24 protein-coding genes are annotated in these 26,866 nt (G+C 68.5%); 9 read left to right on the top strand and 15 right to left on the bottom strand.

The features are described from left to right. Position 1: 1 nt before the first annotated feature. Entirely contained in the window at positions 2 to 1,348 is a 1,347-nt protein-coding gene (locus ACUVWL_RS03270; protein ID WP_014647796.1) for a dihydroorotase, read from the top strand. Beyond that, positions 1,348 to 2,193 carry a M23 family metallopeptidase gene (locus ACUVWL_RS03265; RefSeq protein WP_241887800.1) on the top strand — a complete coding sequence of 282 codons (846 nt, stop codon included), beginning with the start codon at positions 1,348 to 1,350 and terminating at the stop codon, positions 2,191 to 2,193. Before ACUVWL_RS03270 ends, ACUVWL_RS03265 begins: the two co-directional genes overlap by 1 nt. 89 nt (positions 2,194 to 2,282) lie before the next feature. On the opposite strand, the gene ACUVWL_RS03260 is transcribed toward ACUVWL_RS03265, so the two are convergent. The 5 genes from ACUVWL_RS03260 to efp all read right to left on the bottom strand — a co-directional run bounded on the left by ACUVWL_RS03260 (position 2,283) and on the right by efp (position 6,550). Beyond that, positions 2,283 to 2,987, bottom strand: a complete 705-nt coding sequence (locus tag ACUVWL_RS03260) for a squalene/phytoene synthase family protein (RefSeq protein WP_049442410.1) — start codon at positions 2,985 to 2,987, stop codon at positions 2,283 to 2,285. Positions 2,988 to 2,998: 11 nt separating this feature from the next. Then, positions 2,999 to 3,694, bottom strand: coding sequence for a phosphoglycolate phosphatase (locus ACUVWL_RS03255; protein WP_445978811.1), 696 nt, complete (start codon positions 3,692 to 3,694; stop codon positions 2,999 to 3,001). After that, a complete protein-coding gene (gene ubiG, locus ACUVWL_RS03250; RefSeq protein WP_014647800.1) occupies positions 3,691 to 4,407 on the bottom strand; it encodes a bifunctional 2-polyprenyl-6-hydroxyphenol methylase/3-demethylubiquinol 3-O-methyltransferase UbiG in 717 nt (238 codons plus the stop codon). The genes ACUVWL_RS03255 and ubiG overlap by 4 nt, the downstream gene beginning before the upstream one ends. A gap of 26 nt (positions 4,408 to 4,433) precedes the next feature. Beyond that, positions 4,434 to 5,777, bottom strand: a complete 1,344-nt coding sequence (locus tag ACUVWL_RS03245; protein ID WP_014647801.1) for a TRZ/ATZ family hydrolase — start codon at positions 5,775 to 5,777, stop codon at positions 4,434 to 4,436. 206 nt (positions 5,778 to 5,983) lie between these two features. Next, complete coding sequence (efp, locus tag ACUVWL_RS03240) at positions 5,984 to 6,550, bottom strand: elongation factor P (RefSeq protein WP_005410381.1); 567 nt, start codon at positions 6,548 to 6,550, stop codon at positions 5,984 to 5,986. Positions 6,551 to 6,646: 96 nt separating this feature from the next. Between efp and epmB the strand changes: the two genes are divergently transcribed. After that, positions 6,647 to 7,687 carry an EF-P beta-lysylation protein EpmB gene (gene epmB, locus ACUVWL_RS03235; RefSeq protein ID WP_445978810.1) on the top strand — a complete coding sequence of 347 codons (1,041 nt, stop codon included), beginning with the start codon at positions 6,647 to 6,649 and terminating at the stop codon, positions 7,685 to 7,687. Between the two features lie 66 nt (positions 7,688 to 7,753). Here epmB and ACUVWL_RS03230 read toward each other — a convergent pair whose 3' ends face one another. From ACUVWL_RS03230 to ACUVWL_RS03220, 3 genes are all read right to left on the bottom strand, one after another. After that, positions 7,754 to 9,880 carry a putative bifunctional diguanylate cyclase/phosphodiesterase gene (locus ACUVWL_RS03230; RefSeq protein WP_445978809.1) on the bottom strand — a complete coding sequence of 709 codons (2,127 nt, stop codon included), beginning with the start codon at positions 9,878 to 9,880 and terminating at the stop codon, positions 7,754 to 7,756. Continuing rightward, positions 9,877 to 10,752, bottom strand: a complete 876-nt coding sequence (locus ACUVWL_RS03225; protein WP_227864238.1) for a phosphate/phosphite/phosphonate ABC transporter substrate-binding protein — start codon at positions 10,750 to 10,752, stop codon at positions 9,877 to 9,879. Before ACUVWL_RS03225 ends, ACUVWL_RS03230 begins: the two co-directional genes overlap by 4 nt. Before the next feature lie 103 nt (positions 10,753 to 10,855). Beyond that, positions 10,856 to 11,626 (bottom strand): RNA methyltransferase, encoded by a 771-nt coding sequence (locus ACUVWL_RS03220; RefSeq protein ID WP_032956141.1) that lies wholly within the window; start codon positions 11,624 to 11,626, stop codon positions 10,856 to 10,858. A gap of 120 nt (positions 11,627 to 11,746) precedes the next feature. Here ACUVWL_RS03220 and ACUVWL_RS03215 point away from each other — a divergent pair, with 120 nt between their 5' ends. Further along, the gene (locus ACUVWL_RS03215; protein WP_005417749.1) at positions 11,747 to 12,574 is read left to right on the top strand and encodes an inositol monophosphatase family protein; all 828 of its coding nucleotides are present in this window, start codon (positions 11,747 to 11,749) and stop codon (positions 12,572 to 12,574) included. Between the two features lie 671 nt (positions 12,575 to 13,245). On the opposite strand, the gene htpX is transcribed toward ACUVWL_RS03215, so the two are convergent. Continuing rightward, positions 13,246 to 14,112: a protease HtpX gene (htpX, locus tag ACUVWL_RS03210; protein WP_014647806.1), complete on the bottom strand. Its 867-nt coding sequence runs from the start codon at positions 14,110 to 14,112 to the stop codon at positions 13,246 to 13,248. 93 nt (positions 14,113 to 14,205) lie between these two features. Here htpX and gluQRS point away from each other — a divergent pair, with 93 nt between their 5' ends. The 3 genes from gluQRS to phaR all read left to right on the top strand — a co-directional run bounded on the left by gluQRS (position 14,206) and on the right by phaR (position 16,600). After that, positions 14,206 to 15,126 carry a tRNA glutamyl-Q(34) synthetase GluQRS gene (gluQRS, locus tag ACUVWL_RS03205; RefSeq protein ID WP_041863637.1) on the top strand — a complete coding sequence of 307 codons (921 nt, stop codon included), beginning with the start codon at positions 14,206 to 14,208 and terminating at the stop codon, positions 15,124 to 15,126. Between the two features lie 17 nt (positions 15,127 to 15,143). Then, positions 15,144 to 15,884, top strand: a complete 741-nt coding sequence (gene phbB, locus ACUVWL_RS03200; RefSeq protein WP_014647808.1) for a beta-ketoacyl-ACP reductase — start codon at positions 15,144 to 15,146, stop codon at positions 15,882 to 15,884. Between the two features lie 182 nt (positions 15,885 to 16,066). Beyond that, positions 16,067 to 16,600 (top strand): polyhydroxyalkanoate synthesis repressor PhaR, encoded by a 534-nt coding sequence (phaR, locus tag ACUVWL_RS03195; protein WP_041864232.1) that lies wholly within the window; start codon positions 16,067 to 16,069, stop codon positions 16,598 to 16,600. Positions 16,601 to 16,674: 74 nt separating this feature from the next. Here phaR and ACUVWL_RS03190 read toward each other — a convergent pair whose 3' ends face one another. The 6 genes from ACUVWL_RS03190 to ACUVWL_RS03165 all read right to left on the bottom strand — a co-directional run bounded on the left by ACUVWL_RS03190 (position 16,675) and on the right by ACUVWL_RS03165 (position 24,246). Beyond that, positions 16,675 to 17,637, bottom strand: a complete 963-nt coding sequence (locus ACUVWL_RS03190) for a TraB/GumN family protein (protein WP_329768320.1) — start codon at positions 17,635 to 17,637, stop codon at positions 16,675 to 16,677. A 2-nt stretch (positions 17,638 to 17,639) separates the two neighbouring features. Then, positions 17,640 to 18,569: a DUF1684 domain-containing protein gene (locus ACUVWL_RS03185; RefSeq protein ID WP_445978808.1), complete on the bottom strand. Its 930-nt coding sequence runs from the start codon at positions 18,567 to 18,569 to the stop codon at positions 17,640 to 17,642. Between the two features lie 11 nt (positions 18,570 to 18,580). After that, positions 18,581 to 20,485, bottom strand: a complete 1,905-nt coding sequence (mutL, locus tag ACUVWL_RS03180; RefSeq protein ID WP_049442405.1) for a DNA mismatch repair endonuclease MutL — start codon at positions 20,483 to 20,485, stop codon at positions 18,581 to 18,583. A 146-nt stretch (positions 20,486 to 20,631) separates the two neighbouring features. Next, positions 20,632 to 22,200, bottom strand: a complete 1,569-nt coding sequence (locus ACUVWL_RS03175; RefSeq protein ID WP_032956153.1) for an N-acetylmuramoyl-L-alanine amidase — start codon at positions 22,198 to 22,200, stop codon at positions 20,632 to 20,634. Positions 22,201 to 22,282: 82 nt separating this feature from the next. After that, positions 22,283 to 22,765 (bottom strand): tRNA (adenosine(37)-N6)-threonylcarbamoyltransferase complex ATPase subunit type 1 TsaE, encoded by a 483-nt coding sequence (gene tsaE, locus ACUVWL_RS03170; RefSeq protein WP_049405932.1) that lies wholly within the window; start codon positions 22,763 to 22,765, stop codon positions 22,283 to 22,285. Continuing rightward, on the bottom strand, positions 22,762 to 24,246 hold the full coding sequence (locus tag ACUVWL_RS03165; protein WP_414612006.1) for an NAD(P)H-hydrate dehydratase: 1,485 nt from the start codon (positions 24,244 to 24,246) through the stop codon (positions 22,762 to 22,764). Before ACUVWL_RS03165 ends, tsaE begins: the two co-directional genes overlap by 4 nt. Before the next feature lie 23 nt (positions 24,247 to 24,269). On the opposite strand from ACUVWL_RS03165, the gene queG reads away from it, so the two are divergent. Next, positions 24,270 to 25,340 (top strand): tRNA epoxyqueuosine(34) reductase QueG, encoded by a 1,071-nt coding sequence (queG, locus tag ACUVWL_RS03160; RefSeq protein WP_046431754.1) that lies wholly within the window; start codon positions 24,270 to 24,272, stop codon positions 25,338 to 25,340. Between the two features lie 44 nt (positions 25,341 to 25,384). Next, positions 25,385 to 26,716 (top strand): exodeoxyribonuclease VII large subunit, encoded by a 1,332-nt coding sequence (xseA, locus tag ACUVWL_RS03155; protein ID WP_046431756.1) that lies wholly within the window; start codon positions 25,385 to 25,387, stop codon positions 26,714 to 26,716. Positions 26,717 to 26,866: the final 150 nt, after the last annotated feature.

The following is a 26,866-nucleotide window of genomic DNA, read 5'->3' as shown; positions in this document are numbered from 1 at the left end:
CATGTCCTCCACCCTCATCACCAATGCCCGCATGGTCAACGAAGGCCGCACCTTCGACGGCGACCTGCGCATCGAGAACGGCCGCATCGCGCAGATCGGCAACGGGCTGGCGCCGCGCGACGGCGAGCAGGTGGTGGACGCGGCCGGGCGCTGGCTGCTCCCGGGCATGATCGATGACCAGGTGCACTTCCGCGAACCGGGCCTGACCCACAAGGGCGACATCGCCAGCGAATCGGCGGCGGCCGTGGCCGGTGGCCTGACCAGCTTCATGGACATGCCCAACACCAACCCGCCGACGCTGGATTCGACCATCCTGGAAGCCAAGTACGAGCTCGCGCGCGGCCGCGCCTGGGCCAACTACGGCTTCTACCACGGCGCCAGCAATGACAACCTGGACGCCATCCGTGCGCTGGACCCGAAGAAGGCGCCAGGCGTGAAGGTGTTCATGGGTGCTTCGACCGGCAACATGCTGGTCGACAACCCCGAAACGCTGGACGCGATCTTCCGCGAATGCCCGACCCCGATCATCACGCACTGCGAAGACACGCCGATGATCGATGCCAACCTGAAGGCCTTCCAGGAAAAGTACGGCGATGCGCTGACCCCGGACATGCACCCGGACATCCGCTCGCGCGAAGCCTGCATCAAGTCGACCCGCCTGGCGATGTCGCTGGCGCGCAAACACGGCACCCGCCTGCACGTGCTGCACATCTCCACCGCCGATGAACTGGCGCTGTTCGAGAAGGGCCCGCTGATCCGCGCCGATGGCAGCCGCAAGCAGATCACCGCTGAAACCTGCGTGCACTTCCTGCACTTCGCGCGCCCGGACTATGCGACCAAGGGCAACCTGATCAAGTGCAACCCGGCCATCAAGGAAGTGTCCGACCGCGAGGCGATCACCGCTGCGCTGGCCGACGACGTGCTGGACGTGCTGGCTACCGACCACGCGCCGCACACCTGGGAAGAGAAGCAGAAGCCCTACGCGCAGGCCCCCTCCGGCCTGCCACTGGTGCAGTACGCGCTGGTGGCCGCGCTGGAGCGCGTGCACGAAGGCAAGCTGACCCGCGAGCAGGTGGTGCAGAAGTTCGCCCACGCCCCGGCGCAGCTGTTCGACGTGGAAGAACGTGGTTTCCTGCGCGAAGGCTACTTCGCCGATCTGGTCCTGGTTGAAGACGTGCCGTTCACGGTCAAGCGCGAGGACGTGCTGTCCAAGTGCGGCTGGTCGCCGTTTGAGGGCACCACCTTCCGTTCGCGCGTCGCCTCCACCTGGGTCAACGGCCAGCTGGTGTGGGACGGCAGCAACCTGGTGGGCGAACCCGCCGGCCAGCGCATGACCTACGACCGCTGATGCGCTCGGCACTTCTGATCGGGTCGCTGCTGGCCGCGCCCCTGTTTTCCGCACCCGCGGCGCAGGCGCAGGATGGCATTGGCAGCCTGATCGACAGCCGCGTGGTGTTCCCGGCCAGTGCGTCGCAGGGCGCACTGGTGATCGGCAAGGTTCCCGCCGGCAGCCGCGTGCAGTACGCCGGTCGCCAGCTGCGGGTGAGCGGCTACGGCAGCGTGGTGTTCGGCATCGGCCGTGACGAGAAGGGCCCGCTGCGCGTGCAGGTGCAGCGCCCCGATGGTGGCAGCGAGACCGCGACCATTGCGGTGACGCCGCGCGACTGGCCCACAGAGCGGGTCAATGGCGTGCCGCCGAAGACGGTCAACCCGCCGCCGGCGATTGCCGAGCGGATCAAGCGCGAACAGGCGCAGGTGACCGCCGCACGCGCCCGCGATGACGACCGCACCGACTTCACCCAGACCTTCATCTGGCCGGTGCAGGGCCGCATCAGCGGCCGCTTCGGCAATGCCCGCGTGTACAACGGCCAGCCCGGTGCCGGTCATTCCGGCATGGACATCGCGGTGCCGACCGGCACGCCGGTGAAAGCACCGGCCGCCGGCATCGTCACCTTCGCCGGCCCGGACCTGTACCTGACCGGCGGCACGTTGCTGCTCGACCACGGCTTCGGGGTCAGCTCCAACTTCCTGCACCTCTCGCGCATCGACGTAAAGGTCGGCGACCGGGTTGAACAGGGCCAGGTGATCGCTGCGGTCGGCGCCACCGGCCGTGCCACCGGCCCGCACCTGCACTGGGGCATGAACTGGTTCGAGACCCGTATCGACCCGCTGCTGGTGCTGGAGCGCAAGTAACGGTAGTGCCGGCCGCTGGCCGGCAACCTCATCCTCTTCCGCGCCCTGCTGGATGCCGGCCAGCGGCCGGCACTACCAGGTACGTTGGATCAACCGCGCGCGGCCCACCACACGCGCAGCAGGGTGCGCACCGGGGTGGCCTCGATCGGCTTGCCTGCGGCCTGTGCCGCCACCCGCGCACGCGCCAGGCTGGACCACACACGGCGCGGGCGCGGGCCGGGCACGCGGGTGCCCCACCCCTTCAACAGATGCTGCGCCCAGCGCTGTGCGGCATTGCTGGCGTCCTCGTCCAGCAGGCTGCGCGGCACACCGGCCACGCCAGCGTCCTGCAGGCGCTGCGCCAGGGTCTGCAGCTGCACCGCACGACCGGCGCCGGTGCGCGGCTTGTCAGCGAACAGGGCCGCCTCCACCGCGGCTACGGCCTCGGCGTAGTTCGCCAGCGCGCGCTCGGCGCCGGCCGCATCCAGCGCGACCGTGCGCGCTTCAACCAGATCCGGAAGTGCTTCGGCCAACTGGGCCCACGGTGCACGCACCGGCTCCAGCAGCCTGCCCAGCGGATGGCGCGAGCGATGTCCCGACCAGCTGCGCAGCTCCTCACCCCACCACGCCAGCTTGGCGTCGGCCGGCAGCGGATCGCCGCTGGTGTTGAGCATGTCGTCGAACTCCTGCAGCAGCGCGAACCACGCCACTGCAAGCTCGCGTTGCGATTCGGCCACGAACGGGGCGGCCACCGACCATTCCGGCCAACGGCTGCGCCACTTGTCGAGGAAACTGTCCAGCGCGGTACTGCTCACTACACCATTCCTTACGGCTGGGCCGGGGCTGCCGGCCGGGTCGGCCAGAGACTGGCCAGTTGCAGAAGTTCAGCGTTCTCGACCAGCACGTCGGCCTGCCAGGCCAGCGGATCGTCGTTGTGCAGGCGGTAGCCCCACAGGGCTGCCACCGACGGCATGGCCGCGGCCCGCGCGGCGGTGATGTCGCGCTCGTCGTCACCCACGTACACACAGTCTTCGGCGGCAACGCCAATGGCCTGCGCAGCGTGCAGCAGCGGCAGCGGGTGAGGTTTGCGCTCGGCCAGGCTGTCACCGCCGACCAGCACTGCGCAGCGCTGCTGCCAGCCGTGCTGCGGCAGGATCAGCCGCGCCAGGTACTCGGGCTTGTTGGTGACGATGCCCCATACGGTGCCGGCGTCATCCAGCGCGGCAAGCATGCCGGCCACGCCATCGAACAGCACCGCGTGTTGGCCGATCAGCGCTTCGTAGCGCTGCAGGAATTCCGGAATCAGTGCATCTCGCGCAGCGGCATCCAGGTCCGGGAAAGCGGCCCCGACCATCGCGCGCGAGCCCTTGGAGACCACCGGGCGCAGCACCGCCGGATCGATCGGCGCACGACCACGCTCGGCCAGCATCGCGTTGCAGGTGGCGATGAAGTCCGGCGCGCTGTCCAGCAGGGTGCCGTCCAGATCGAACAGCACCGCACGCGGGAAGCGGGCGGCGGTCATGCCGGCTTGACCGCGTAGGCCAGGTAGTTGATGTCGGTGCGGCTGCTCAGGCGGGCATGGTTGCGCCACGGCTCGTAGGCCATGCCGCTGACATCCACCAGCTGCAGGTCGGCCTCGCGCAGCCAGCGCGCCAGCTCGGCCGGCTTGATGAATTCCTGGTAGTGGTGCGTGCCCTTGGGCAGCAGGCGCGCCACGTACTCGGCGCCGACGATCGCCACCGCGAACGCGGCGGCGGTGCGGTTGATGGTCGACAGGAACAGGTGGCCGCCCGGCTTCAGCAGGCGCTTGCAGGCCTCGATGATCGCGCCCGGGTCCGGCACGTGCTCCAGCATTTCCATGCAGGTGACCACGTCGAAGCTGCCCGGCTGCTCGGCGGCCAGATCCTCGGCCGCCTGCACCCGGTAATCGACCTGGGCGCCGCTTTCCAGCGCATGCAGGCGCGCGACCTTGACCAGCTCCGGGGCCAGGTCGATGGCGGTGACGTCAGCACCGGCCTGGGCCAGCGCTTCGCTCAACAGGCCGCCACCGCAGCCGATGTCGAGCACGCGGGCGCCGCGCAGCGGCACGCGGTCAGCCACGTACTGCAGGCGCACCGGATTCAGCGCATGCAGCGGCTTCTGCGGGCCGTCAGCGTCCCACCAGCGGTTGGCCAGCGCAGCGAACTTGTCCAGCTCGGCCTGATCGAAATTTGAGGAAGCGTGGGGGGCAGTCATGGGGGATGTCCTTGCGGCGCCAGGGTTCAGGCGCGGATATGGCGGATGCGCTCGCGCCACTGGCGCGCGTTGGCGATGATGCCCGGCAGGTCCATGCCGACCAGCTCGCGCTGCACCAGCTTCGGCTTGCCGGCGATCCAGACATCGCTGACCTGCTGGCGGCCGGTGGCGTACACCAGCTGCGACAGCACGTTGTGCAGCGGCTGTGTTTCCAGCGCGGACAGATCAACGCAGACCAGGTCGGCCTGCTTGCCGACTTCGATCGAGCCGATGCGGTCGCCGAAGCCCAGCGCGCGTGCGCCACCCAGCGTGGACGCGCGCAGCGTGGTTGCCGCGTCCAGTGCAGTGGCGTCGTCGGCCACGGCCTTGGCCAGGATCGCCGCGGTGCGGTTCTCGCTGAACATGTCCAGGTCGTTGTTGCTGGCGCAGCCATCGGTACCGATCGCCAGGTTCACGCCTGCGCGCTGCAGGGCGCAGGCCGGGCAGAAACCGGAGGCCAGCTTCAGGTTGGATTCCGGGCAATGCACCACGCTGACGCCACGTTCGGCGCACAGGTGGATTTCCGCATCGGTCAGCTGGGTCATGTGCACCGCGATCAGGCGGTCGTTGACCAGGCCGAGCCGATCCAGCCGCGCCAGCGGGCGCTGGCCGTGCAGCCTGATCGAATCGTTGATTTCCTGCGCGGTCTCGTGGGTGTGCAGGTGCACCTGCATGTCGAGCTGGTCGGACAGCATCCGCACCCGCTCGAAGTTGGCATCATTGACCGTGTAAGGCGCATGCGGCGCGAACGCGGTGCCGATCAGCGGATCGGTGCGCCACTGGTCGTGCAGTTCACCGGCCTTGGCGAAGTACTCGTCGTCGGTCTTGGCCCAGGCGGTGGGGAAATCGATGATGACCGCGCCCACCAGCGCGCGGAAACCGTGTTTCTTGTAGACCGCGGCCTGCACGTCGCCGAAGAAGTAGTTCTCGTTGGCGCAGGTGGTGCCGCCGCGCAGCATCTCGGCGATGGCCAGGGTGGTACCGTCGGCAACGAATTCGGGGCCGATCACCGCCGCTTCCACCGGCCAGATGTGCTGCTGCAGCCAGGTCATCAGCGGCAGGTCGTCGGCAACGCCGCGCAGCAGGGTCATCGGGTTGTGCGTGTGCGCGTTGACCAGGCCCGGCATCAGCGCAGCCTCGGGTCGGCTCACCACCTGGGTGGCGCGGAAGCGTGCGCGCGCCTCGGCACGCGGCAGGATGGCCACGATCTCGCTGCCACGCACGGCAACGGCATGGTCTTCCAGCACCACCGCATGCGGCTCGATCGGAACGACGTAACCGGCTTCTATGAGCAGGTCGCAGGCTTCGGGGAGGTGCGGGCTATCGCTCATGCGGGCTCACTGGCTGTGGGGGCGGCGAGATACTTCTGGGGACACGCCCCTGAGTAAGGGGCTGCCGCGAAGCGGCGGGGTCTGGAGACCCGTGAAGCGGGGCCCATGATCTGCCGAAGCAGATCATGGGAGCGCCAGCGCGAATGTGCTGGCGCGTACCCGGCCAGCGGCCGGCACTACCGCAAGGTCGGCCTATGGCCGGAACCTTACTTGACGCGTGCGGAGTATTCGCCCGAACGGGTGTCGACGCGGATCACTTCGTCCTGGTTGACGAACAGCGGCACGCGGACCACGGCGCCGGTTTCCAGGGTGGCCGGCTTGCCGCCGCCGCCCGAGGTGTCGCCACGGACGCCCGGATCGGTTTCGGTGATCTTCAGTTCGACGAAGTTCGGCGGCTGCACGAAGATCGGCTCACCGTTCCACAGGGTGACCACGCAGGACTCTTCGCCCTTCAGCCACTTTTCGGCGCCGCCCATGCCGGCCTTGGTGGCCTGGACCTGCTCGAAGGATTCCGGGTCCATGAAGTGCCAGTACTCACCGTCGCTGTACATGAAGTTCATGTCGGTATCGACGACGTCGGCTGCATCCAGCGAGTCGGTCGACTTCATGGTCACTTCCTGGGTACGGCCGTCCTTGATCAGGCGGTACTTCACGCGGGTGAAGGCCTGGCCCTTGCCCGGCTTGACGTATTCGGTGTCGATGATGACGGCCGGTTGGTTGTTGACCAGGATCTTCATCCCGTTCTTGACGTCGTTCATGCCGTAGCTGGCCATGCGTAAACTCCTGAGTGGCAAAAACGCCGCGGGTGCGGCGAGCCGTTAGAATGGAAAGCCCACCGGGTGCCGGTGGGCGACTGTTTTTCTGCCCCCATGATAACCGCAGGCCCCCTCTCCATGCAGCTTTCCGCCGTCCCCCGGCCCCAGTCGCCAGGCGCGCCCGCGCGCTGGCAGCAGCTCTGGCGCCAGGCGCTGCGCGACCCGCACGCCCTGCTGGCCCGGCTGCAGCTGGACCCGGCCGCGCTGGGTGTCTCGGAGGCGGCCATTGCCCAGTTCGCGCTGCGCGTGCCGGAGGGCTTCGTGGCGCGCATGCGCGTGGGCGACGCGGCCGACCCGCTGCTGCGCCAGGTGCTGCCCGTCGACGAGGAAATGCGCCCGGCACCCGGGTTCAGTTTCGATGCGGTGGGTGATGGTGCCGCCAGGAAGGCCACCGGCGTCATCCAGAAGTACCGTGGACGCGCCCTGCTGGTCGCCACCGGCAGTTGCGCGATCAACTGCCGCTACTGCTTCCGCCGCCACTTCGACTATGCCGCGGAAAACGCCGCCAAGGGCGGCTGGCAGGAGGCCGTAGCGGCCATCGCGGCCGACCCGGACATCGACGAGGTCATCCTGTCCGGCGGCGACCCGCTGTCACTGGCCACGCACAAGCTGGCCGAGCTGACCGATGCGCTGCGCGCGATCCCGCACATCCGCCGCCTACGCATCCACACCCGGCTGCCGATCGTGCTGCCGGAGCGCGTGGACGAGGAGCTGCTGGCCTGGCTGGGCAGCCTGCCGTGGCCGCTGGCGATCGTGGTCCACGCCAACCATGCCAATGAGTTCGACGCCAGCGTGGACGCTGCGATGAGCCGCCTGCGCGGCGTCGGCGCCCAGCTGCTGAACCAGGCCGTCCTGCTGCGCGGGGTCAACGACAGTGTGCGGGCCCTGCAGGACCTGAGCGAGCGCAGCTTCGCCGCCGGCGTGCTGCCCTATTACCTGCACCAGCTGGACCGGGTCGAGGGCGTGGCCCACTTCGAAGTGGACGACAGCCAGGCCAAGGCGCTGATTGCCGGCCTGACCGCACGCCTGTCCGGCTACCTGATCCCCAAGCTGGTGCGCGAACTGCCCGGCGACCCGAGCAAGCGCCCGGTGTAATTCCGCAGGGGGTCAGATCCCTTTTCCTGCGGAAAAGGGATCTGACCCCGACACAACAACCGTCGGTCAGAGACCCGATTCGATCATCCGCACCACTTCGGTGGCAGTCACCGGGTGGCTCAGCCAGTAGCCCTGGCCAAGATCGCAGCCGCGCTGCACCAGCAGTTCGAACTGCGCCTGCTGCTCGATGCCTTCGGCCACCACCGTGATGCCCAGCGCGTGGGCCATGGCGATGATGGCCGTGGTCAGTGCCAGATCGTCGGGATCGCGCTGCATGTCGGCCACGAAACTCTTGTCGATCTTCACGCCGTCCACCGGCACCTGGCGCAGGTGACTGAGACCGGAGAAGCCCGTTCCGAAATCATCCAGCCAGACCTTCACGCCGGTGCGGTGCAGCTTGTCCAGCAGCTGCGCGGCAACCATCTCGTCGCCGATCACTGCGGTTTCGGTCAGCTCCAGGTGCAGGCGCGAGGCCGGTAGCCCGGACTCATGCAGGCACTGTGCAACCAGCGCCGGCAGCTCGCCGCCGCGCAGCTGCCGCGGTGATACGTTCACCGACACGAACAGATCGTCGCCGCCCGCACCCCGTGGCCACTGCGAGGCTTCCATGCAGGCCGCACGCAGCACCTTCGGGCCGATGATCTCGATCAGCCCGCTCTGCTCGGCCACTTCGATGAACACCGACGGCGGAATCGTGCCCAGGGTCGGATGCTGCCAGCGCAGCAGCACTTCGACGCCCACCATGCGCCGGTCGCGCATGCGGAAGATCGGCTGGTAGGCCAGGCGCAGCTCGCCGCGCTCCCAGGCCCCGCGCAGCTCCTGCTCCATGTGCACGCGGCGCTCGACCGCATGGTCCATCGCCCGGCTGTAATGGCGGTAGCAGTTCTTGCCGGCCATCTTCGCCTGGTACATGGCGATGTCGCCGTTCTTCAGCAGCGTGGTCGCATCGGCGGCATCGTCCGGGAACAGGGTCACGCCGATCGAGGTCCCCAGGAACAGCTCCCTGCCCTGTACCACCAGCGGCTTGCCCAGTTCGCGCACCAGCACCTCGGCCAGCAGCCGGGCGTTCGCGGCCACGTCGCCATCGCAGACCAGGATCACGAACTCGTCGCCGCCGAAGCGGGCCAGCAGCGCCTCATCGCCTCCCGCTTCGGCAACCGCGCGCCCGATGCGCTGTGCGAACTGCAACAGCGCTTCGTCACCGGCCTCATGGCCGAGGGTATCGTTGACGCGCTTGAAGTCGTCGATATCGGCGAACAGCAGGCCCAGCCGATGATTGGATGCGCGCGCCGCCATCAGGCGATGGTCCAGTGCTTCCCGGAACGCCAGCCGGTTGGTCAACCCGGTCAGCGCATCGGTATAGGCCATGCGCCGCACCTCGCGGTCATGGCGGGCGATGGAATCGCGCATCCGGGCAAAGCCGCGCACCAGCTCGCCGACCTCGTCATTGCGGGTGTTCTCGGCCAGCGGCGCCTGGTAGTCGCCAGCCTCGATGCGGCGTGCCGCAGCGGCCAGGTCCCGGATCGGCGCCACCAGGGTGCGCTGCACGTACAGGATCACCGCCACGCCGATCACCACCAGCAGGCCCAGCATCAGCAGCAGCCAGCCCAGGTGGCGGCTGCCGACCTGCTGCAGGCGCTCGCCGAGCGTGGCATTGGCTGCCTGTTCGCGCTGCTGCACCTCGTCCAGCGCCATGCCGACGCGGACGCCGCCGATGCGCTGGTTGCCGACCATGATCGGCATGGTGTTGTCGAGCACCTTGGGCGATTCCTGCACCACCAGCGCCTGCGCCACCGCGGCCTTGGGAGCGAGCGGGTCGGCCATCGGCTGGCCGAAGCCGGACACCTCGATCGAGCCGTCATGCACCAGCCGGCCACGGTCGTCGAACACCAGCACATAGCGCACGACCGGCTGCCGTGCGGTGCTGCGCACCAGCGCACCGACCTGGTCCAGGTCGCGGTAGTACAACGGGTTGGCCAGCGCGTCGGACAGCTCGCGCGCCATCGCTTCGCCGCGGCTGCGCACGCTGCGGTCGAACAGTTCATGGATGACGCCACCACTGAGGTTGCGCACCTCGCCCTGCATCGCCGCCTGCCGCCCCAGCAACACTGCCAGGATCGCCACCACCACGACCATCGCCCCGCCCATCGCGAGCAGGAACCGGGCCTGCATTCCCGAGCCGAGCCACTTCATTCCACTTCCATCCGCACGCGCGTCAATCCTTGTTTCAATTCATCCAGCCGCTGCTGCGCATGCGCATCGACGCGGTGGAAACCGGAAGTACCGAAAAACCGATGCAACGCCCCCTGCGCCTGCGGGTCACTGGCCGCCTGCAGCAGGACGTCCTGCAGCCGGTCACGCACCCGCGGGTCGAGGTCGGCGCGCACCATCTCCACCGCCCGCGGGTAGGGCCTGGTGCGCAGCAGCTCGCGGAAGTCGCGCCGGAATGCCGCCGGCATCCGTCGCTCGTCGTTCCAGTCCACGCTGCTCACCGCCCCCACGTCAACCACGCCCTTGTGCACGAACGTAGCGATGTTCAACTCGCTGCGCGCGAACACATACCCCACACTGTCCCGGCCCGGCATGTCCCACACGCCGGCCAGGATCTGCGGCGCCAGCCCCTCCTGCAGCAGCGTCATCACCGGCACCAGGTAGGCACTGGTGGACGCCGTGTTCTGCAACGCCAGGCGATGCCCACGCATATCCTGGATGCGCTGGACCGGACTGTCGCGGCGCACGAAGAACACGGTCTGGTACTCACGCACACCATTGCGCTCGGTCAGCAACAACGGCCGCGCGCCACTGCGCTGGCCGAGTGCCACTGCCGTACCCGACGTTTCCGTGACCCAGTCGACCCGCCCCCGCCGCAGATAGCTGGCCATCTGCTGCGGGTCGCGCGCCATCAGGATCCGCCCCTCCTTGATGCCGACGTCATGCATGCGTGCCACCACATAGTCCAGCAACGGCTGCAGCTGCTCGTAATGGGCCTTGGGATCATCGCTGATCCGGCCCAGCACCAGCACCGGGTCCGGTGCTGCATGCACCGTCCCGGCCAGCAGGATCATGACCAGGCTCAGCAGTCCCCTCTGCACTGCCCTTCGCAGACCCGACACAGGCTTCATCCCCCCTGGGTATCCGGACAGACTACCCGAAAAAATGAGAACGTCGTCAGCTGTCCTTGTTGCCCGCTTGTGCCAGTCGCGCCATGCGCTGGGTGTCGGCCAGGATGCCGCGCAACAGGCGCACTTCCTGCTCGCTCGGCTCGCTGCGCAGGAACAGGCGGCGCAGCTTGCGCATCGCTGATTCCGGTGCGCGGCCCTTGTGGAAATCGATCTCGTCCAAGGTGTCGCCGAGCTGGGCGAAGAAGCTCTCCATCTGCTCATGGCTGGCGGCCTGTTCGCGGAAACCCGGCTCGGCGTCGGCGGCCGGCTGCGCGCCCAGCAGCTGCATGCGCGTTTCATAGGCCAGCACCTGCACCGCGGCTGCCAGGTTGAGCGAGCTGAACGCCGGGTCGGATGGAATATGCACCGCCGCATGGCAGAGCTGCAGTTCCTCGTTGGTCAGCCCGGTGCGCTCGCGACCGAACACCAGCGCCACCTCGGCGCCCTCGCCCGCCTTGGCCACCGCACGGGCGGCGGCATCGGCCGGCAGGTACTCCTCCAGCTGGACGCGGCGGGCACGGGCGGTGCAGCCCAGCACCAGTCGGCAATCGGCCACGGCCTCGGCCAGGGTGGCCACCACCGGGGCGTCCCCCAGCACGTCTTCGGCACCGGCCGAGCGGCGGAAAGCCTCCTCGTCCAGCGGTTTTTCGGGGGCGACCAGCACCAGGCGGGCCAGGCCCATGGTCTTCAGGGCACGGGCGGCAGCGCCCATGTTGCCGGGGTGCTGGGTACCGACCAGGACGAATCGGAGGCGGGTGGCGGCGGGAAACTGGGACATGAACAGGGAAAAGGTCGAGCTGGACGATGACCAATGGTAAACTGTGCGGCCGGCCACTGCGCCGGACCCGCTCTTTTCCCCCGCCAGTCCATCTCTTCTGCCTTTCCGGGAGCCCACGCCATGCAGAAACCCGCCGTCACCGTCATGGTCAAGGCCGCCCGCCTCGCCGGCAACGTCCTGTTGCGCAACATCAACAAGCTCGAGGCACTGAACGTGGTGCAGAAGGGCCGGATGGACTACGCCAGCGAAGTGGATGCGGACGCGGAAAAGGTCATCGTCAAGGAACTCAAGCGCGCTTACCCGGACTACGGCATCTTCGGCGAAGAAGGTGGCGTGCAGGGCGAGCGCCGCCAGATGTGGGTCATCGACCCGCTGGACGGCACCAGCAATTACCTGCGCGGCGTGCCGCACTACTGCGTGTCGATCGCCCTGGTCGAGAATGGCGAACCGACCGATGCGGTCATCTTCGACCCGCTGCGCAATGAACTGTTCACCGCAAGCCGTGGCGCTGGCGCCGTGCTGAACGACCGCCGCATCCGCGTGGCCGATCGCAAGGACCTGGAAGGCACGATGATCCACACCGGCTTCGCACCGCGCGAGCGCAGCCGTGCCAGCGCCCAGCTGAAGGCGGTTGACGCCCTGCTGGTGCACGGCGAGGACATCCGCCGCACCGGTTCGGCCGCACTGGACCTGGCCTACGTGGCCTGCGGCCGCGCCGACGCCTACTTCGAAGCCGGCGTGAAGGCGTGGGACATCGCCGCCGGCCTGCTGCTGGTCCGCGAGGCGGGTGGCAAGGTCTGCGACTTCAAGGGCGCGACCCTGGGCCGCATGGACAACCGTGGCCCGGAGACCCACCAGATCGTGGCCGGCAACCTGAAGGTGGCCGAGTCGCTGCAGAAGGTGCTGGTCAACACCGGTTATGCGGCGGAGTTCGACGCGAAGTTCTGAGGTTTCGCGTAAAGCGCTTCATGGAGACGGCACCTGCGAGGGTGCCGTTTTCGTTTGTGCGCACGGAGAGTCGTTTCCGCGACCGCGGAGGGGTGTCACTTTCTTTGCTCGTGCAAAGAAAGTAACCAAAGAAACACGCCGCCAGGGCGCGAGCCGATGCTACGCATCGGTACCCTGCGCTCCTCGGCCCGTCGAGGGACGGTGCGGGAACTCGCTGCGCTCAGACACCCGCACCTCTTCGCCCTCGCCGGACCTGCGGTGCTCGGCTCGCTCAAGGCGGACCCAAGGTCAAATGCCACAGCTGCACCCAGTAAATCCACGCCACGTGTGGATGCTGTTGTTCTTGATCTTGATCTTGATCTTCCAGTCCGCCTTGAGCGAGCCGAGCATCGCAGGGGAATCTGGGGCGAAGAGGCGCCGGTGTCTGAGCGCAGCGAGTTCGGCGCCGTCCCCTGATTCGCCGAGAAGCACAGGGAACCGTCGCGCAGCGACGGCTCGCGCCCCGGCGGCGTGTTTCTTTGGTTACTTTCTTTGCACGAGCAAAGAAAGTGACACCTCCCCGCAGGCGCGGAAACGATCCGCCGGGCACGATCCGGCATCAGCAATGCATCGCGCAAACAAAAACGCCCGGCGCGGGGCCAGGCGTTCCTGCACTACCGTGGAGCGGTGGCTTACGCCGCCGTCGACGCCCGCAGCGCGGCGATGCGCTCTTCCAGCGGCGGGTGGCTCATGAACAGCTTCTTGGCCGTCGAACCGGAAATGCCGAAGGCGGCAATCTGGGTCGGCAGCGTGCTCTGGCCGTGGTTGAGCTGCAGGCGCTCCAGCGCGGCGATCATCTTCTGGCGGCCCGCCAGCGAGGCACCACCCGCATCGGCACGGAACTCGCGGTGGCGCGAGAACCACATCGAGATCATCGTGGCGAACAGGCCGAACACCATCTCCAGCACGAACACGATGATGTAGTAGGCGAAGCCGCGGCCGCCGCCTTCGCGGTTGCCCGACAGCGCGCTGTCGATGATGCCGCCGACCACGCGGGCCAGCACGATCACGAAGGTGTTCAACACGCCCTGCAGCAGTGCCATGGTGATCATGTCACCGTTGGCGACGTGGGCGATCTCGTGGCCCAGCACCGCTTCGGCCTCGTCTTCACTCATGTTGTGCAGCAGGCCGGTGGACACCGCCACCAGCGCGTTGTTGCGGTTGGCACCGGTGGCGAAGGCATTGATCTCCGGGCCGTCATAGACCGCCACTTCGGGCATGCCGATGCCGGCCGCCTTGGCCTGCCGCTCGACGGTGGCCAGCAGCCAGCGCTCGGTCTGGTTGCGCGGCTCGGTGATCACCACCGCACCGGTGGAGCGCTTGGCCATCCACTTGGACAGCAGCAGCGAGATGAAGGAGCCACCGAAGCCGAAGATCGCGGCCATGACCAGCAGGCCACTCATCTGGCTCGGATTGACCCCCAGCAACGACATCACGATGCTGGCGAGGATCAGGACCGCGAAGTTGGTCGCCAGGAACAGGGCAATGCGGGTAAACATGGGAAAATCCGGCTCGGAAGGGGTCGATACCAGTCAATTTGCGGTGTGGTCAGCTTGAATTCAAGCGCCAACCTGACCGACGATTCAGCCAGCATGACCTCCCCCATTTCCTGCGGCCGCTTCGCGCCCTCGCCGACCGGCCTGCTCCACCCCGGATCCCTGCTTGCCGCCTTCGGCAGCTGGCTGCTCGCCCGCCATCACGGCGGCCTGTGGCGGCTGCGCATTGAAGACGTCGATCCGCCGCGCACGGTGCCTGGCGCCGCGGAGGCACAACTGCAGGCGCTGGCCGCCTTCGGCCTCACCCATGACGGCCCGGTCCTGTGGCAGAGCGCGCGCGGGGAGGCCTACCAAGCCGCGCTCGACGTGCTGCTGGCCAGCGATCTGGCCTTTGTCTGCCACTGCAGCCGCAGCGAACTGGCCGCCAGCGGCGGCATCCACCACCGCTGCGTTGCGCGACAGCCACGACCGGACCCTGCCGTCCGCTTCCGCGTGCCACGCGGCAGCATCGTGCACTTCAATGATGGCCTGCGCGGGCCGCAGCACCAGGACGTGCATGCCGAGGTTGGCGACTTCGTGCTGCGCCGTGCAGATGGCTGCTGGGCCTACCAGTTGGCCGTGGTGGTCGATGACGCCGAACAGGGCGTGACCGAAGTGGTGCGCGGCGCCGACCTGCTCGATTCCACCGCGCGGCAGATCCTGCTGCAGCAGGCGCTGGGCCTGGCCGTGCCACGCTACTGGCACCTGCCGCTGCTGCTCGATGCACCGGGGCACAAACTGTCCAAGTCGCTGGCGTCGCTGCCGGTGGACAGCACGCGGCCGGTGCCGGTATTGCGCGCGCTCTGGCAGCTGCTGGGCCAGGCGCCTGCCGCACTGGACGGCGCCGATGACCGGGATGCGCTGCTGGAGGCTGCGCAACGGGCGTTCGACCCGGCGCGGCTGCCGCGGACCGACATCCTGTTGCCGGCCGGCGCACTTTCCGCGCCGATGTTGCAGAATCCCCCTTCCCCCACCTGATACCCGGACAGCACTCCATGACATCTCGCGTCGCACTGGTCACCGGCGGAACCGGCGGCATCGGTACCGCCATCTGCCAACGCCTGGCCGACCAGGGCCACCGGGTCGCCACCAACTACCGCGACGAGGCCAAGGCCCGCGCCTGGCAGCAGGCGATGACCGAGCGCGGCTACCACGTGGCGATCTTCCCGGGCGATGTCTCCGATCCGGACAGCGCCGAAGCACTCGTGCGCGCCGTCGAGGCCGAGCTGGGCCCGGTCGAGATCCTGGTCAACAACGCCGGCATCACCCGTGACACCACCTTCCACCGCATGCGCGCGGACCAGTGGCACGATGTGATCAACACCAATCTCAACTCGGTGTTCAACGTCACCCGGCCGGTCATCGAGGGCATGCGCCGCCGCGGCTGGGGCCGGGTCATCCAGATCAGCTCGATCAACGGCCTGAAGGGCCAGTACGGCCAGGCCAACTACGCTGCGGCCAAGGCCGGCATGCACGGCTTCACCATCTCGCTGGCCCGCGAGAACGCCGGCTTCGGCATCACTGTCAACACCATTTCGCCCGGCTACGTCGCCACCGACATGGTGATGGCGGTTCCGGAGGACGTGCGCGCCAAGATCATCGCCGACATCCCGACCGGACGCCTCGGCAAGCCGGAAGAAATCGCCTATGGCGTGTCCTTCCTGGTGGCCGAGGAAGCCTCGTGGATCACCGGCAGCAACCTGGACATCAACGGCGGCCACCACATGGGCTGGTGAGCCGCGCACGGGGCGCCGCGGCATGCACCGGCGGCCCCTGCCGATGGTCATGCTGCGCAGCACGCAAACCCTTGTTGCGCAACATGATCGCCCCTGAAAGCCAAGCCTGGCGGGGGCTGGGGCGGTTGCAACCGCTGCTGCACTGCGCCATGCTGCGCGTCTACTGTGACGAGTACCGCTTCATGGCTGCGACCCGCATCATCAAGAAGTATCCGAACCGCCGTCTCTACGACACCGAGATCTCCAGCTACATCACCATCGAGGACGTGCGCCAGCTGATCCTGGATGGTGAAGACTTCGAAGTCCGCGACGCCAAGAGCGGCGACGACCTCACTCGATCGGTCCTGCTGCAGATCATCGCCGACCAGGAACAGGACGGCGAACCGATGCTGTCCACCCAGCTGCTGAGCCAGCTGATCCGCTTCTACGGCGATTCCCTGCAGGGCTTCATGGGCAACTATCTGGAGCGCAGCATGCAGGTCTTCCTCGACCAGCAGCAGCAGTTCCGCCAGCAGATGGGCAACCTGCTGGGCCAGACCCCGTGGGCGATGATGAACCAGCTGACCGAGCGCAACCTGGAGTTGTGGCAGGAGTTCCAGCGCAGCATGGGCAGCGGTTTCGGTGGCCCGCGCCCCGGCGGTACCGGAACGGGAACCGGCACCGGCAACAAGCCCGGCGAACCGGGCACCGGCACCGGCGGCAAGACCCGCCGCTGAACGGCAGCTACGGCTGATACGAAAACGGCGCGCCCCTGGCGCGCCGTTCTGTTTGGCATCGCGCCAACGATGCGTCAGCGTTGCGCCTTGCACCCCGTGCACACGCGCTCGACCTTGTAGCCCTTGGCCTTCAGCTTCTCGACCACGCCATCACTGCCCAGCAGGTGCAGCGTGCCGACCACCACCAGCGTACCGCCCTGCCCGGCCTGCAGGTACGGCTGCAGCTTCGGCACCCAGGCATCGTTGCGCCCGGTGTTGATGCGCTGGTACAGCTGCGGATACTGCTGGCGCATCTCCGCCGCCATCTTGGTCCACAGCAGGCGCTCGTCGCCGCGACGCCATGCATCATGCAGCAGCCGCGCCTGCTCATCGGCCTTGCCGGCCTGGTCCAGCGCTTCGGCCAGCATCTGCCGCTGCTCCTGCACCGTCATCCCGTCAAGCATGCCGATCTGGGTATCGATGTCCTCCAGGCCCGCCGTCTTGCGACCGGTCTTCTGCGCACGCTCCATGAAGTGACGGTCCAGGCCCAGCGCCGGGTCCAGGCCCAGCTTCTGCATCTGCCCGACCGAAATGCTCAGGCCGACAAACCAGGCCTTCATGCCCTGCATCTGCGCCAGCGGCAGCTGGTTCTGGGCAGCAAAGGCCTGCAGCTTCTGCCAGGTCGGCGCATCCAGATCACGCTTCAGCTCGCTGCCATCGGTGCGGGTCGCGGCCTGCACCATGCGGCTGGCCAGCTGCGGCGACTGCATGTCTTCCGGCGACAGCTCGAACACCACCCGCTGCGAGGCCTCGAACGCCTGCTCAACATCGGGCGACAGCGGGTAGTCCTGCGGCTTCAGCAGGTGGAACGACCCCAGCAGGTAGACGCGTGCATCGCCCGGGCCGGTGACTTTCCACAACAGCGGTACGGGCGGCTTGGCCGCCGCGGCGGTCGCGGCCGCAGCCGTGGTGCCCGGCGCATCGCGGGCAGTGGCCAGGGGTGCCATCGCGCACGCCGCCATCAGCAGCGCGGCACGGAACAGGTGTTTGATCGGCATGGTCAGCCTTCTCCTTCAGGCAGGTGGTACGCCTTCTCGCCCGCTTCCACGTGCAGGTCCAGCCGGTTTTCCGGTGGCGCCAGCGGACAGGTGGCGTAGGCGGTGAACGCGCACGGCGGGTTGTAGGCATGGTTGAAATCGATGCGCACGGTGCCGTCTGCGGCGGGCGCATCGGTATCCAGGTAGCGACCGGCCGGATAGCTGCCGCGGCCGCTGGTGCGGTCGGCGAAGATCAGGAACAGCGGCTGCCCGGGCGCACCGATCGCTTCCAGCCGCCAGCTGCGACCATCGCGTTCGAACTCGACCGCGCCGGCATTGGGCATCTCGGTGGTCAGGCCGGTGATGTCGACGATCGGCAGGGTCTTGCCCGGCGGGTGCGCGATGAAGCGCGCCTGCACCTGCCAGTCCACGCCGCCCGGCCAGTACTGCAGGCCGGCAAAGTCACGCCGCGCAGGCGCATCGGCATGCTTGACCCGCAGCGCGTCCCGCGGCCCCCGGCGGATGATGCTGAGCTGGCCCTTGCCGCCATCGAAGGCCAGCAGCGTCGGTTGCGCGTCCTTGTCGGTGTCAACGCGGATGCGGCCGCGCACCGGCAGGCCATCATGACTGACATCGACACCGGCTTCAGGCGTGAACCACCACTGCGCCCCTTCGCGACGCAGCAGGCCCAGCTTGTCCGGGCCAACCGTCAGGCGGATGCCGTTGGTAGCGCCGCTGCCAACGAAATGCGATTTGTTCTGCAGCCAGTGCAGGCCCACCAGCGCCGTCCAGCCATCGGGCCGGGTCAGGTCCTGGTAGCGCGCTACACGCCATTGTTGCTGCGCGGCCGCGTAGGCCGGATCTTCAGCGGCCGTCGGCACCGGCGGTGTTGCCGGGCTGCAGGCGGCCAACACCACGGCGGCCAGCAGGCCCGCCATTCCCCGATAACGCATCGATGCTCCCCTCAACGTCCGCGCAGGAACCAGCGGTCGATCTCCGCCAGCGAAAAACGGGCCCAGGTCGGTCGGCCGTGGTTGCACTGGCCGGACCGTTCGGTGATTTCCATGTCGCGCAGCAGCGCGTTCATTTCCGGCAGGGTCAAGCGCCGGTTGGCACGCACCGCGCCGTGGCAGGCCATGGTCGAAAGCAGTTCGTCGCGTGCACTGGCCACGCGGCGGCTCTGGCCATGCTCGCGCAGGTCGGTCAGCACGTCGCGCAGCAGCCCTTCCGGTTCGGCATGCGCCAACAATGCCGGAATACTGCGCACGTGCAGCGAACCGGGCCCGGCACGGGTCACCTCGAAGCCGAGCGCCGCCAGGGTTTCAGCTTCGCTCTCGGCGGTGTCGGCCTCGCGCTCGCCCACTGCCAGCGTGATCGGCACCAGCAACGGCTGCGACTGCAGGCCGATGCCATCGTGCGCGTTCTTCAGGCGCTCGTAGCCGATGCGTTCGTGGGCCGCATGCATGTCGACCACGATCAGGCCTTCGGCGTTCTCGGCCAGGATGTAGATGCCATGCAGCTGCGCGATCGCATAGCCCAGCGGCGGCACGCCTGCGTCGGCACTGGTGACCGGCAGTCCGTTCTCGGTCGGCATCGGCGGCAGCGCAGCACCGCGCTCGGCGCCGGCCGGTGCGGCATACAGCGCGGCATAGGCAGCCGGTGCATCGGCCACCTGCAGGCCCAGCGGCTGCTGCGGGCGCCATCCGGAGAATCCGCCACCACCACCTCCCGAGCCGGCACCCGGCGCGGGCCCACGCACCAGCCCGAATCCCGACGCGCCTGCGCTCGATGCCATCGGCATGGCCGTGGCATCCACCGGCTGCGCAGCACCGGCACCGATCTCCTGCGCCGACATGCCGGCGCGGGTATCGGCCAGCGCATCCTTCAGCGTGCGGTAGACGAAATCATGGACCAGCCGCGAATCACGGAAGCGCACTTCGTGCTTGGCAGGGTGCACGTTGACGTCGACGCGGGTCGGATCCAGTTCCAGGAACAGCACATAGGCCGGCTGGCGGCCGTGGTACAGCACATCGCCGTAGGCCATCTTCACTGCGTGGGCGACGCTGCGGTCACGCACCGAGCGACCGTTGACGTACAGGTACTGCTGGTCGGCGCTCGCGCGCGAATAATGCGGCTGCGCGATCCAGCCATGCAGGCGCAGTCCGGCACCGCTGTGGTCCACGCGCACGGCCTGGTTGGCGAAATCCTCGCCCAGCGTTTCGGCAAGGCGTGTATCGGAATACAGATCGCCCGGCTTGTAACGACGCGAGGCCTTGCCGTTGTGCGACACGCGCAGCTCGACATCCGGCCGTGCCAGCGCCAGCGAACGCAGCCACTCTTCGATATGGCCCAGTTCGGTGCGCTCGGCGCGCAGGAACTTGCGCCGCGCCGGCACGTTGTAGAACAGCTCGCGCACTTCCACCGTGGTGCCCGGCGCGTGCGCGCGCGGGGTCACCTCGCCGATCTTGCCGCCTTCGATCTGCAACGCCGAACCGTGCTCGTCATGCGCGCGGCGCGAGGCCAGGGTGAAGCGGCTGACCGAGGCGATCGAAGGCAGCGCTTCACCGCGGAACCCCAGCGTTGCCACCGATTCCAGATCGTCCAGGTCGGCGATCTTGCTGGTGGCGTGGCGCGATACCGCCAGCGGCAGCTGCTCCGGTGCGATGCCGCTGCCATTGTCACGGATGCGGATCAGGCGCACACCGCCCTCTTCCAGATCGATGTCGACGCGGCTGGCGCCGGCATCGATCGCGTTCTCGACCAGTTCCTTGACCACCGACGCGGGCCGTTCGACCACTTCGCCAGCGGCGATCTGGTTGATGAGGATCTCCGGCAACGGCCGGATCGGGCGCGGACCGGGCGCGCTCATGGGAGGTGATGGGCGGCAGACTTCATGGGTCGATGATAGCGGAGCTGCCGAGGATAGAGTCGAGCCATGCTCGACTGCGGGCTACCGACAAGGCCCAGTCGAGCGCGGCTCGACTCTACGGAAAGCAGCAACCCGCCTTCGGCGGCTTACTTGCTGCCGCCGGCCATGGTGCCGGCCGCGTCGATCTCGGCCTGGGCGCGGGCCGCATACAACGTCCCCGGCGGCGGCTGGCGGCTGAAGAAGGTGTGCACGCCGTCCAGCACGGCGCCAGCGATCTTGCGCTGGTACGCCGGGTCCATCAGGCGGCGTTCTTCATCCGGATTGGAGATGAACGCGGTTTCCACCAGCATCGCCGGCATGTCCGAGGTGCGCAGCACCGCGAAGTTGGCGCGCTCGATGTTCGGCTTGTGGTTGTTGCCGATCCGCTTCAGGCCGCCCAGCACGTGGCCGGCCGCGTCTTCGGACGCCTTCATGTAGCCGCTCTGCGCCAGGTCCAGCAGCACGTTGGCCAGGGTGCCTTCGGTCTGCTGCAGGCGCACGCCACCGACCAGGTCGGCCGCGTTTTCCTTGTCCGCCAGCCAGCGGGCGCGCTGCGAAGAGGCGCCCTTGGTCGACAGCACGTAGACCGATGAGCCCGTGGCCGAGCGGTTTTCGGCCGCGTCGGCATGGATCGAGATGAAGATGTCCGCCTTGTTCGCACGCGCCTTCTGCGCACGCATCGGCAGCGGAATGAACACGTCGCTGTCGCGCGTCAGGTAGGCCTTCAGGCCTGGCGTGGCGTTGACCTGGCGGGCCAGCTCGCGCGCCACTGCCAGAGTGACATCCTTCTCGCGCTTGCCGGTCGGGCCGATCGCACCCGGGTCCTGGCCGCCGTGTCCGGGATCGATCGCCACCACCAGGTGGCGCATGCCGGCCTGCATGCGGATACGCGACGCATCGCTGGGCATGACAGGACGCGGCGGTTCCACCGGCGTCGGTGCCGGTGTAGGCACGGTGGCCGGCGGCGTGGTCACCACCGCTGCGGTGCGCTGGCCGGCGAGGATCGCGGCCGGCGAGGACGACGGCGTGCTGCTGGCGGTGACACCGGCCGCAGCAACCTGGGCCGGCGCGGTGGTCGGTGCCGGGGTCGGCGTGGCCGGTGCGGCGGCAGTGGCGCTGGCCTGCTGCTGTACCTGTGCGGTCAGCAGGGCCGTGGCACGCGCGGCATCGGTGCGCGACTGCGCGCTCTCGGCCGGAGTCGGTACTGGTGCAGCTCCCGCCGCGGGCGCCTGCGGCTGCACGGCTGGCGTCGCCGCCGGGCGGCTGCTGGCCACGGCCGGGCCATCGCCCGGCCATTCGATCACCAGCTTGGATTCATTGCCCTCGCGCTGCATCTGCGGGCGGAACGGCGCCACCGATTCGGCGAGGTCGAAAACGACGCGGAACGTGCCCGGGACCGGCTGTCCGGTACGCACCGCCGTGACCACGCCCTGCGCGGCCGGCATCTTCAGGTTGCGTATGGCGCTGGAGTCGGGGAAATCGACCACCAGGCGGTTCGGGCCGGCCAACGACAGGGTCTTGTAGCCGCCACTGCCGACCAGCGAGATCTCGGCACGGGTGCCGGTAGCGCCGGTGTTCAGCAGGACCTGTCGGACTTCACCCGCCCACGTACTGACGCTCGCCAGACCCAGTCCGACGGCGGCACAGATGGCGATGAGACGGTTCCCCGGGCGCATGGCTCAGGATTCAATCACCGCGCTGAACGGAATGCAACACTTTTTTCCTTAATAATCCGTAACCTGCCGGTCTTTGTTCTCGTCAGCCGACAGAAATGGCCTGCAAGTCGCCCCCTTGCGGCAACCGTTCCAGCCATTCATGTCCTACGTCGCTGGCCCCAGTGAGACGGACGCGTCGTCCCTGCCCCTCGATCTCCAGCGCCACCACCAGGTCGGTCGGCGGCAGCGCGCCGGCGCCCCGTTCCGGCCATTCGACCAGCCACAGCACCGCGCTGCCCTCGTCCAGGCCGAGGAAATCCAGCTCACCGGCCTGGCCGATGCGATACAGGTCCAGGTGCCACGCCTCGCCGCCACTGGCCAGCGGATAGCGCTCGACCAGGGTGTAGGTGGGGCTGCGGATCGCGCCCTGCACGCCCAGCGCGCGCAGCAGCGCGCGGGCCGTGGTGGACTTGCCGGCACCCAGGTCGCCGCGCAGTTCGATCAGCGCCTGCGGCGGCCGGGTGGCCGCCAGCCACTGCCCGAGCAGTTCGGTGGCGTCGCTGTCGGCAAGGAAGAATTCGGTCATGGGGAGAGGTCCGGGTTGGCCAGTCGCCGCAGCGGCGCCAGCAGATCAGTAGGAAGCAGGCCGCGCGCGCCATCGGCGGCAGCTGCATCGCCCGCCAGCGCATGCAGCAGCGCGCCCGCGGCCGCGGCATCGAAGGCCGCAAGGCCCTGCGCGCGCAGGCTGGCGATGATGCCGGTGAGCAGGTCGCCCATGCCTCCCACGGCCATCCCTGGGTTACCGGCAGCGATCAACCGGGGCGTTTGCCCAGGCGCTGCCACGATGCTGCCAGCGCCCTTCAGCACCACCACGGCATGGAAGCGCTCGGCCAGCATGTGCGCACAGGTGTAGCGGTCGGCCTGGATTTCAGCCGTGCTGCAGCCGAGCAGGCGCGCGGCCTCGCCCGGGTGCGGTGTGAGAATGGCATCGGGCAACGCGCGCGGATCCTGCGCCAGCAGGTTCAGGGCGTCCGCATCGACCACCAATGGCTTGTTGCTGGCCAGCACCCGCGCAAACAAGGCGCGTGCCCATTCGTCCTGGCCCAGACCGGGCCCGATCGCCACCACCTTCGCCTTGTCCAGCAGCGCCGGCAGCACATCGCCATCTTCCAGTGCATGGGTCATGGCCTCGGGCAACCGGGCCAGCAGTGGACCGACGTGGTCGCGGCGGGTGCCCAGGCTCAACAGCCCCGCACCCGCGCGCAAGGCGGCTTCGGCCGCCATCGCGATGGCACCGCCGCTGCCATGGTTGCCGCCGACGCACAGCACGTGCCCGGATTCGCCCTTGTGGGTATTGGCGCGGCGCGGTGGCAACAGGGCCCGCAACCTCACCTGCGTCCAGTGCTCCGCAGCGGGTACCACGCCTTGCCAGGCCGCCGCAGGCAACAGCAGGGGCGCCAGGACCTTGTGCCCGCAATGATCCAGCGCATCGCCGGAATACAGCCCGCGATGCGCCACGATGAACTGCAGGGTCAGTGCAGCGCGCACTGCTACGCCCGGCACCGCCCCACGGTCGGCATCGACGCCACTGGGAACATCCAGCGCCAGCACCGGCGCAGTCTGCGCGTTGAGCGCGGTAATCAACGCCTGCGCCGTACCCTCCGGCGCGCGATCAAAGCCCAGCCCGAACAGGGCATCGACCCAGACGTCGGCCTCGGGCAGCATGCCGTCGAAATCGGTGATGGTGCCGCCGCCGGACCTGAATTCAGATGCTGCACGCTGTGCCAGCGCGGTCGAGGGCGGCCTGCCCGGCAGGGCGATCACTGTCACCTCGCGCCCGGCCTGCAGCGCGTGACGGGCCAGCACATGGCCATCGCCCCCATTGTTGCCAGCGCCGACCACCACGCCGATCCGCCGCGCCTGGGGCCAATGCTGCAGCAGGCACTGCCAGGCGGCCTGGCCGGCCTGCGCCATCAGGCCCCAGCCGCCGTCGGCGGCCAACGCCGAGGCCTGCGCATCAAGCGCACGCGCGGCAGCGGAATCGAACAGATCGGCAAGGTTGGCCATGCAGGGATTTTATACTGGTGCACATGTCCCCCGCCCCCACCCCTGTCGATCCGGTCCAGGCCGTGCAGCGCATCCGCGACCTAGCGCGTGCGCATGGCTTCCAGCGCTGCGGCATCGCCGGTATCGAACTGGGCGAGGATGAAGCGCACCTGGCCGACTGGCTGGGCCAGGGCCTGTACGGCACGATGGACTGGATGGCGCGCCACGGCACCTTGCGCGCGCGACCGGCCGAGCTGCTGCCCGGCACCGTGCGCGTGATTTCAGTGGGCATGGACTACAGCCACAAGGACGACACCGAAGCCTGGGCGACCCTGGCCGACCCGGGCCGCGCCTACGTGGCGCGCTACGCGCTGGGCCGCGACTATCACAAGCTGATGCGCAACCGCCTGCAGAAGCTGGCGACGCAGATCAACGACGAAGTAGCGCCACTGGGCTACCGCGTGTTCGTCGATTCCGCCCCCGTGCTGGAACGCGCACTGGCGCGCAACGCCGGCCTCGGCTGGATCGGCAAGCACACCTGCCTGATCGACCGCCATGGCGGTTCATGGTTCTTCATCGGCGAGATCTACATCGACATCCCGTTGCCGATCGACACGCCGGCCACGGCGCACTGCGGCACCTGCACGCGTTGCATCGATGTCTGCCCGACCCAGGCCATCACCGGCCCGCAGCGGCTGGACGCGCGGCGCTGCATTTCCTACCTCACCATCGAGCACGACGGCGCCATTCCCGAAGACATGCGTCCGTTGATCGGCAACCGCATCTACGGCTGCGACGACTGCCAGCTGGTCTGCCCCTGGAACAAGTTCGCCAAGCGCACCGACGAAGCCGATTTCCGCGCGCGCAACAACCTCGATACCGCGCGCCTGGACCAGCTGTTCGCCTGGGACGAGGCCGAGTTCCTGCGCCGCACCGAGGGCAGCCCGATCCGCCGCAGCGGGCACGAGCGCTGGCTGCGCAACATCGCCGTGGCACTGGGCAACGCACCGTCCTCGGCCGAAGCATTGGCCGCGTTGCAGACCCGCGTCGATGATCCCTCGCCGCTGGTGCGTGAACACGTGCAGTGGGCGCTGGGCCAGCACACGGCGCGCTGACGTGCGATCCTGAGCCCCCGCTCCACCCGCAGCACGCCGTTCCCATGCAGCCACGCAACAACGACATTTTCACCCCCAGCCAGCTCAACACCCTGGCCCGCGACCTGCTGGAAGGCAGTTTCCCGGCGATCTGGGTCGAGGCCGAACTGGGCAGCGTGGCGCGTCCTGCCTCCGGTCACCTGTATTTCACCCTGAAGGACGCGCGTGCGCAGCTGCGCGCCGCAATGTTCCGGATGAAGGCGCAGTACCTGAAGTTCGTGCCGCGCGAAGGCATGCGCGTGCTGGTGCGCGGCAAGGTGACCCTGTACGACGCCCGTGGCGAGTACCAGATGGTGCTGGACCACATGGAGGAGGCGGGCGAAGGCGCACTGCGCCGCGCCTTCGAGGAACTGAAGGCACGGCTGGAGGCCGAGGGCCTGTTCGACCCGGCGCGCAAACGGCCACTGCCGGCGCATGTACAACGTCTGGCAGTGATCACCTCGCCGACCGGCGCCGCCGTGCGCGATGTGCTGAGCGTGCTCGGCCGCCGTTTCCCGCTGCTGGAAGTCGACCTGCTGCCGACCCTGGTGCAGGGCAGCAGCGCCGCCGCGCAGATCACCCGCCTGCTGCAGGCGGCCGATGCCAGTGGTCGCTACGACGTGATCCTGCTGACCCGCGGCGGCGGTTCGCTGGAAGACCTGTGGGCCTTCAATGACGAAGCCCTGGCCCGTGCGATCGCCGCCAGCCACACCCCAGTGGTTTCGGCGGTCGGCCACGAAACCGACTTCAGCCTCAGCGACTTCGCCGCCGACCTGCGTGCACCGACGCCTTCGGTGGCAGCTGAACTGCTGGTACCCGACCAGCGCGAACTGGCCCTGCGCCTGCGCCGCACGGCCGCGCGCATGGTGCAGCTGCAACGGCATGCGATGCAGCAGGCGATGCAGCGCGCCGACCGCGCCCTGCTGCGCCTGAACGCCCAGAGCCCGCAGGCGCGGCTGGACTTGTTGCGCCGACGCCAGCTGGATCTGGGCCGGCGCCTGCATGCGGCGTTCAACCAGCAGCAGGAGCGTCGCGCCGCGCGCCTGCGTCATGCGGCGGCAGTGCTGCGCGGGCACCATCCGCAGCGCCAGCTCGATGCGATGCAGCGCCGTCTGGCTGCCCTGCGCGGGCGGCCGCAGGCCGCGATGCAGCGCCTGCTGGAGCGCGATGCACTGCGACTGCGCGGACTGGCGCGTTCACTTGAAGCAGTCAGCCCGCTGGCGACCGTGGCGCGTGGCTACAGCATCCTGACCCGCAGCGATGACGGTACGCTGGTGCGAAAGCTTGATCAGGTACAGTCCGGTGACGCCCTGCAGGCCCGCGTCGGCGACGGCGTGATCGACGTACAGGTCAAGTAAGGGGCGTTCGGCAGGGCTGCGCCCTGCACCTGCCGAAGCGTTCAAGCAACAGCCGAAGCAACAGCCAAAGCTGGCATTCCGCGGGATGGCGGGGCGGTGTGGCTGTGCAGGACGCGCCGTAAACCCATCCCTGGGGCTCGATGGCGCCAT

This window comes from Stenotrophomonas muris (genome assembly GCF_052751275.1).
Note: the sequence above shows the minus strand (reverse complement) of the source record. Positions and strands in the feature narration are given on the sequence as shown.

Bases quoted from the DNA above. Each gene is read 5' to 3' on its own strand.
- ACUVWL_RS03270 (WP_014647796.1), top strand. From the start codon at position 2: ATGTCCTCCACCCTCATCACCAATGCCCGCATGGTCAACGAAGGCCGC.
- ACUVWL_RS03265 (WP_241887800.1), top strand. From the start codon at position 1,348: ATGCGCTCGGCACTTCTGATCGGGTCGCTGCTGGCCGCGCCCCTGTTT.
- ACUVWL_RS03255 (WP_445978811.1), bottom strand. From the start codon at position 3,694: ATGACCGCCGCCCGCTTCCCGCGTGCGGTGCTGTTCGATCTGGACGGC.
- ubiG (WP_014647800.1), bottom strand. From the start codon at position 4,407: ATGACTGCCCCCCACGCTTCCTCAAATTTCGATCAGGCCGAGCTGGAC.
- ACUVWL_RS03245 (WP_014647801.1), bottom strand. From the start codon at position 5,777: ATGAGCGATAGCCCGCACCTCCCCGAAGCCTGCGACCTGCTCATAGAA.
- efp (WP_005410381.1), bottom strand. From the start codon at position 6,550: ATGGCCAGCTACGGCATGAACGACGTCAAGAACGGGATGAAGATCCTG.
- epmB (WP_445978810.1), top strand. From the start codon at position 6,647: ATGATAACCGCAGGCCCCCTCTCCATGCAGCTTTCCGCCGTCCCCCGG.
- ACUVWL_RS03230 (WP_445978809.1), bottom strand. From the start codon at position 9,880: ATGAAGTGGCTCGGCTCGGGAATGCAGGCCCGGTTCCTGCTCGCGATG.
- ACUVWL_RS03225 (WP_227864238.1), bottom strand. From the start codon at position 10,752: ATGATCCTGCTGGCCGGGACGGTGCATGCAGCACCGGACCCGGTGCTG.
- ACUVWL_RS03220 (WP_032956141.1), bottom strand. From the start codon at position 11,626: ATGTCCCAGTTTCCCGCCGCCACCCGCCTCCGATTCGTCCTGGTCGGT.
- ACUVWL_RS03215 (WP_005417749.1), top strand. From the start codon at position 11,747: ATGCAGAAACCCGCCGTCACCGTCATGGTCAAGGCCGCCCGCCTCGCC.
- htpX (WP_014647806.1), bottom strand. From the start codon at position 14,112: ATGTTTACCCGCATTGCCCTGTTCCTGGCGACCAACTTCGCGGTCCTG.
- gluQRS (WP_041863637.1), top strand. From the start codon at position 14,206: ATGACCTCCCCCATTTCCTGCGGCCGCTTCGCGCCCTCGCCGACCGGC.
- phbB (WP_014647808.1), top strand. From the start codon at position 15,144: ATGACATCTCGCGTCGCACTGGTCACCGGCGGAACCGGCGGCATCGGT.
- phaR (WP_041864232.1), top strand. From the start codon at position 16,067: ATGGCTGCGACCCGCATCATCAAGAAGTATCCGAACCGCCGTCTCTAC.
- ACUVWL_RS03190 (WP_329768320.1), bottom strand. From the start codon at position 17,637: ATGCCGATCAAACACCTGTTCCGTGCCGCGCTGCTGATGGCGGCGTGC.
- ACUVWL_RS03185 (WP_445978808.1), bottom strand. From the start codon at position 18,569: ATGCGTTATCGGGGAATGGCGGGCCTGCTGGCCGCCGTGGTGTTGGCC.
- mutL (WP_049442405.1), bottom strand. From the start codon at position 20,485: ATGAGCGCGCCCGGTCCGCGCCCGATCCGGCCGTTGCCGGAGATCCTC.
- ACUVWL_RS03175 (WP_032956153.1), bottom strand. From the start codon at position 22,200: ATGCGCCCGGGGAACCGTCTCATCGCCATCTGTGCCGCCGTCGGACTG.
- tsaE (WP_049405932.1), bottom strand. From the start codon at position 22,765: ATGACCGAATTCTTCCTTGCCGACAGCGACGCCACCGAACTGCTCGGG.
- ACUVWL_RS03165 (WP_414612006.1), bottom strand. From the start codon at position 24,246: ATGGCCAACCTTGCCGATCTGTTCGATTCCGCTGCCGCGCGTGCGCTT.
- queG (WP_046431754.1), top strand. From the start codon at position 24,270: ATGTCCCCCGCCCCCACCCCTGTCGATCCGGTCCAGGCCGTGCAGCGC.
- xseA (WP_046431756.1), top strand. From the start codon at position 25,385: ATGCAGCCACGCAACAACGACATTTTCACCCCCAGCCAGCTCAACACC.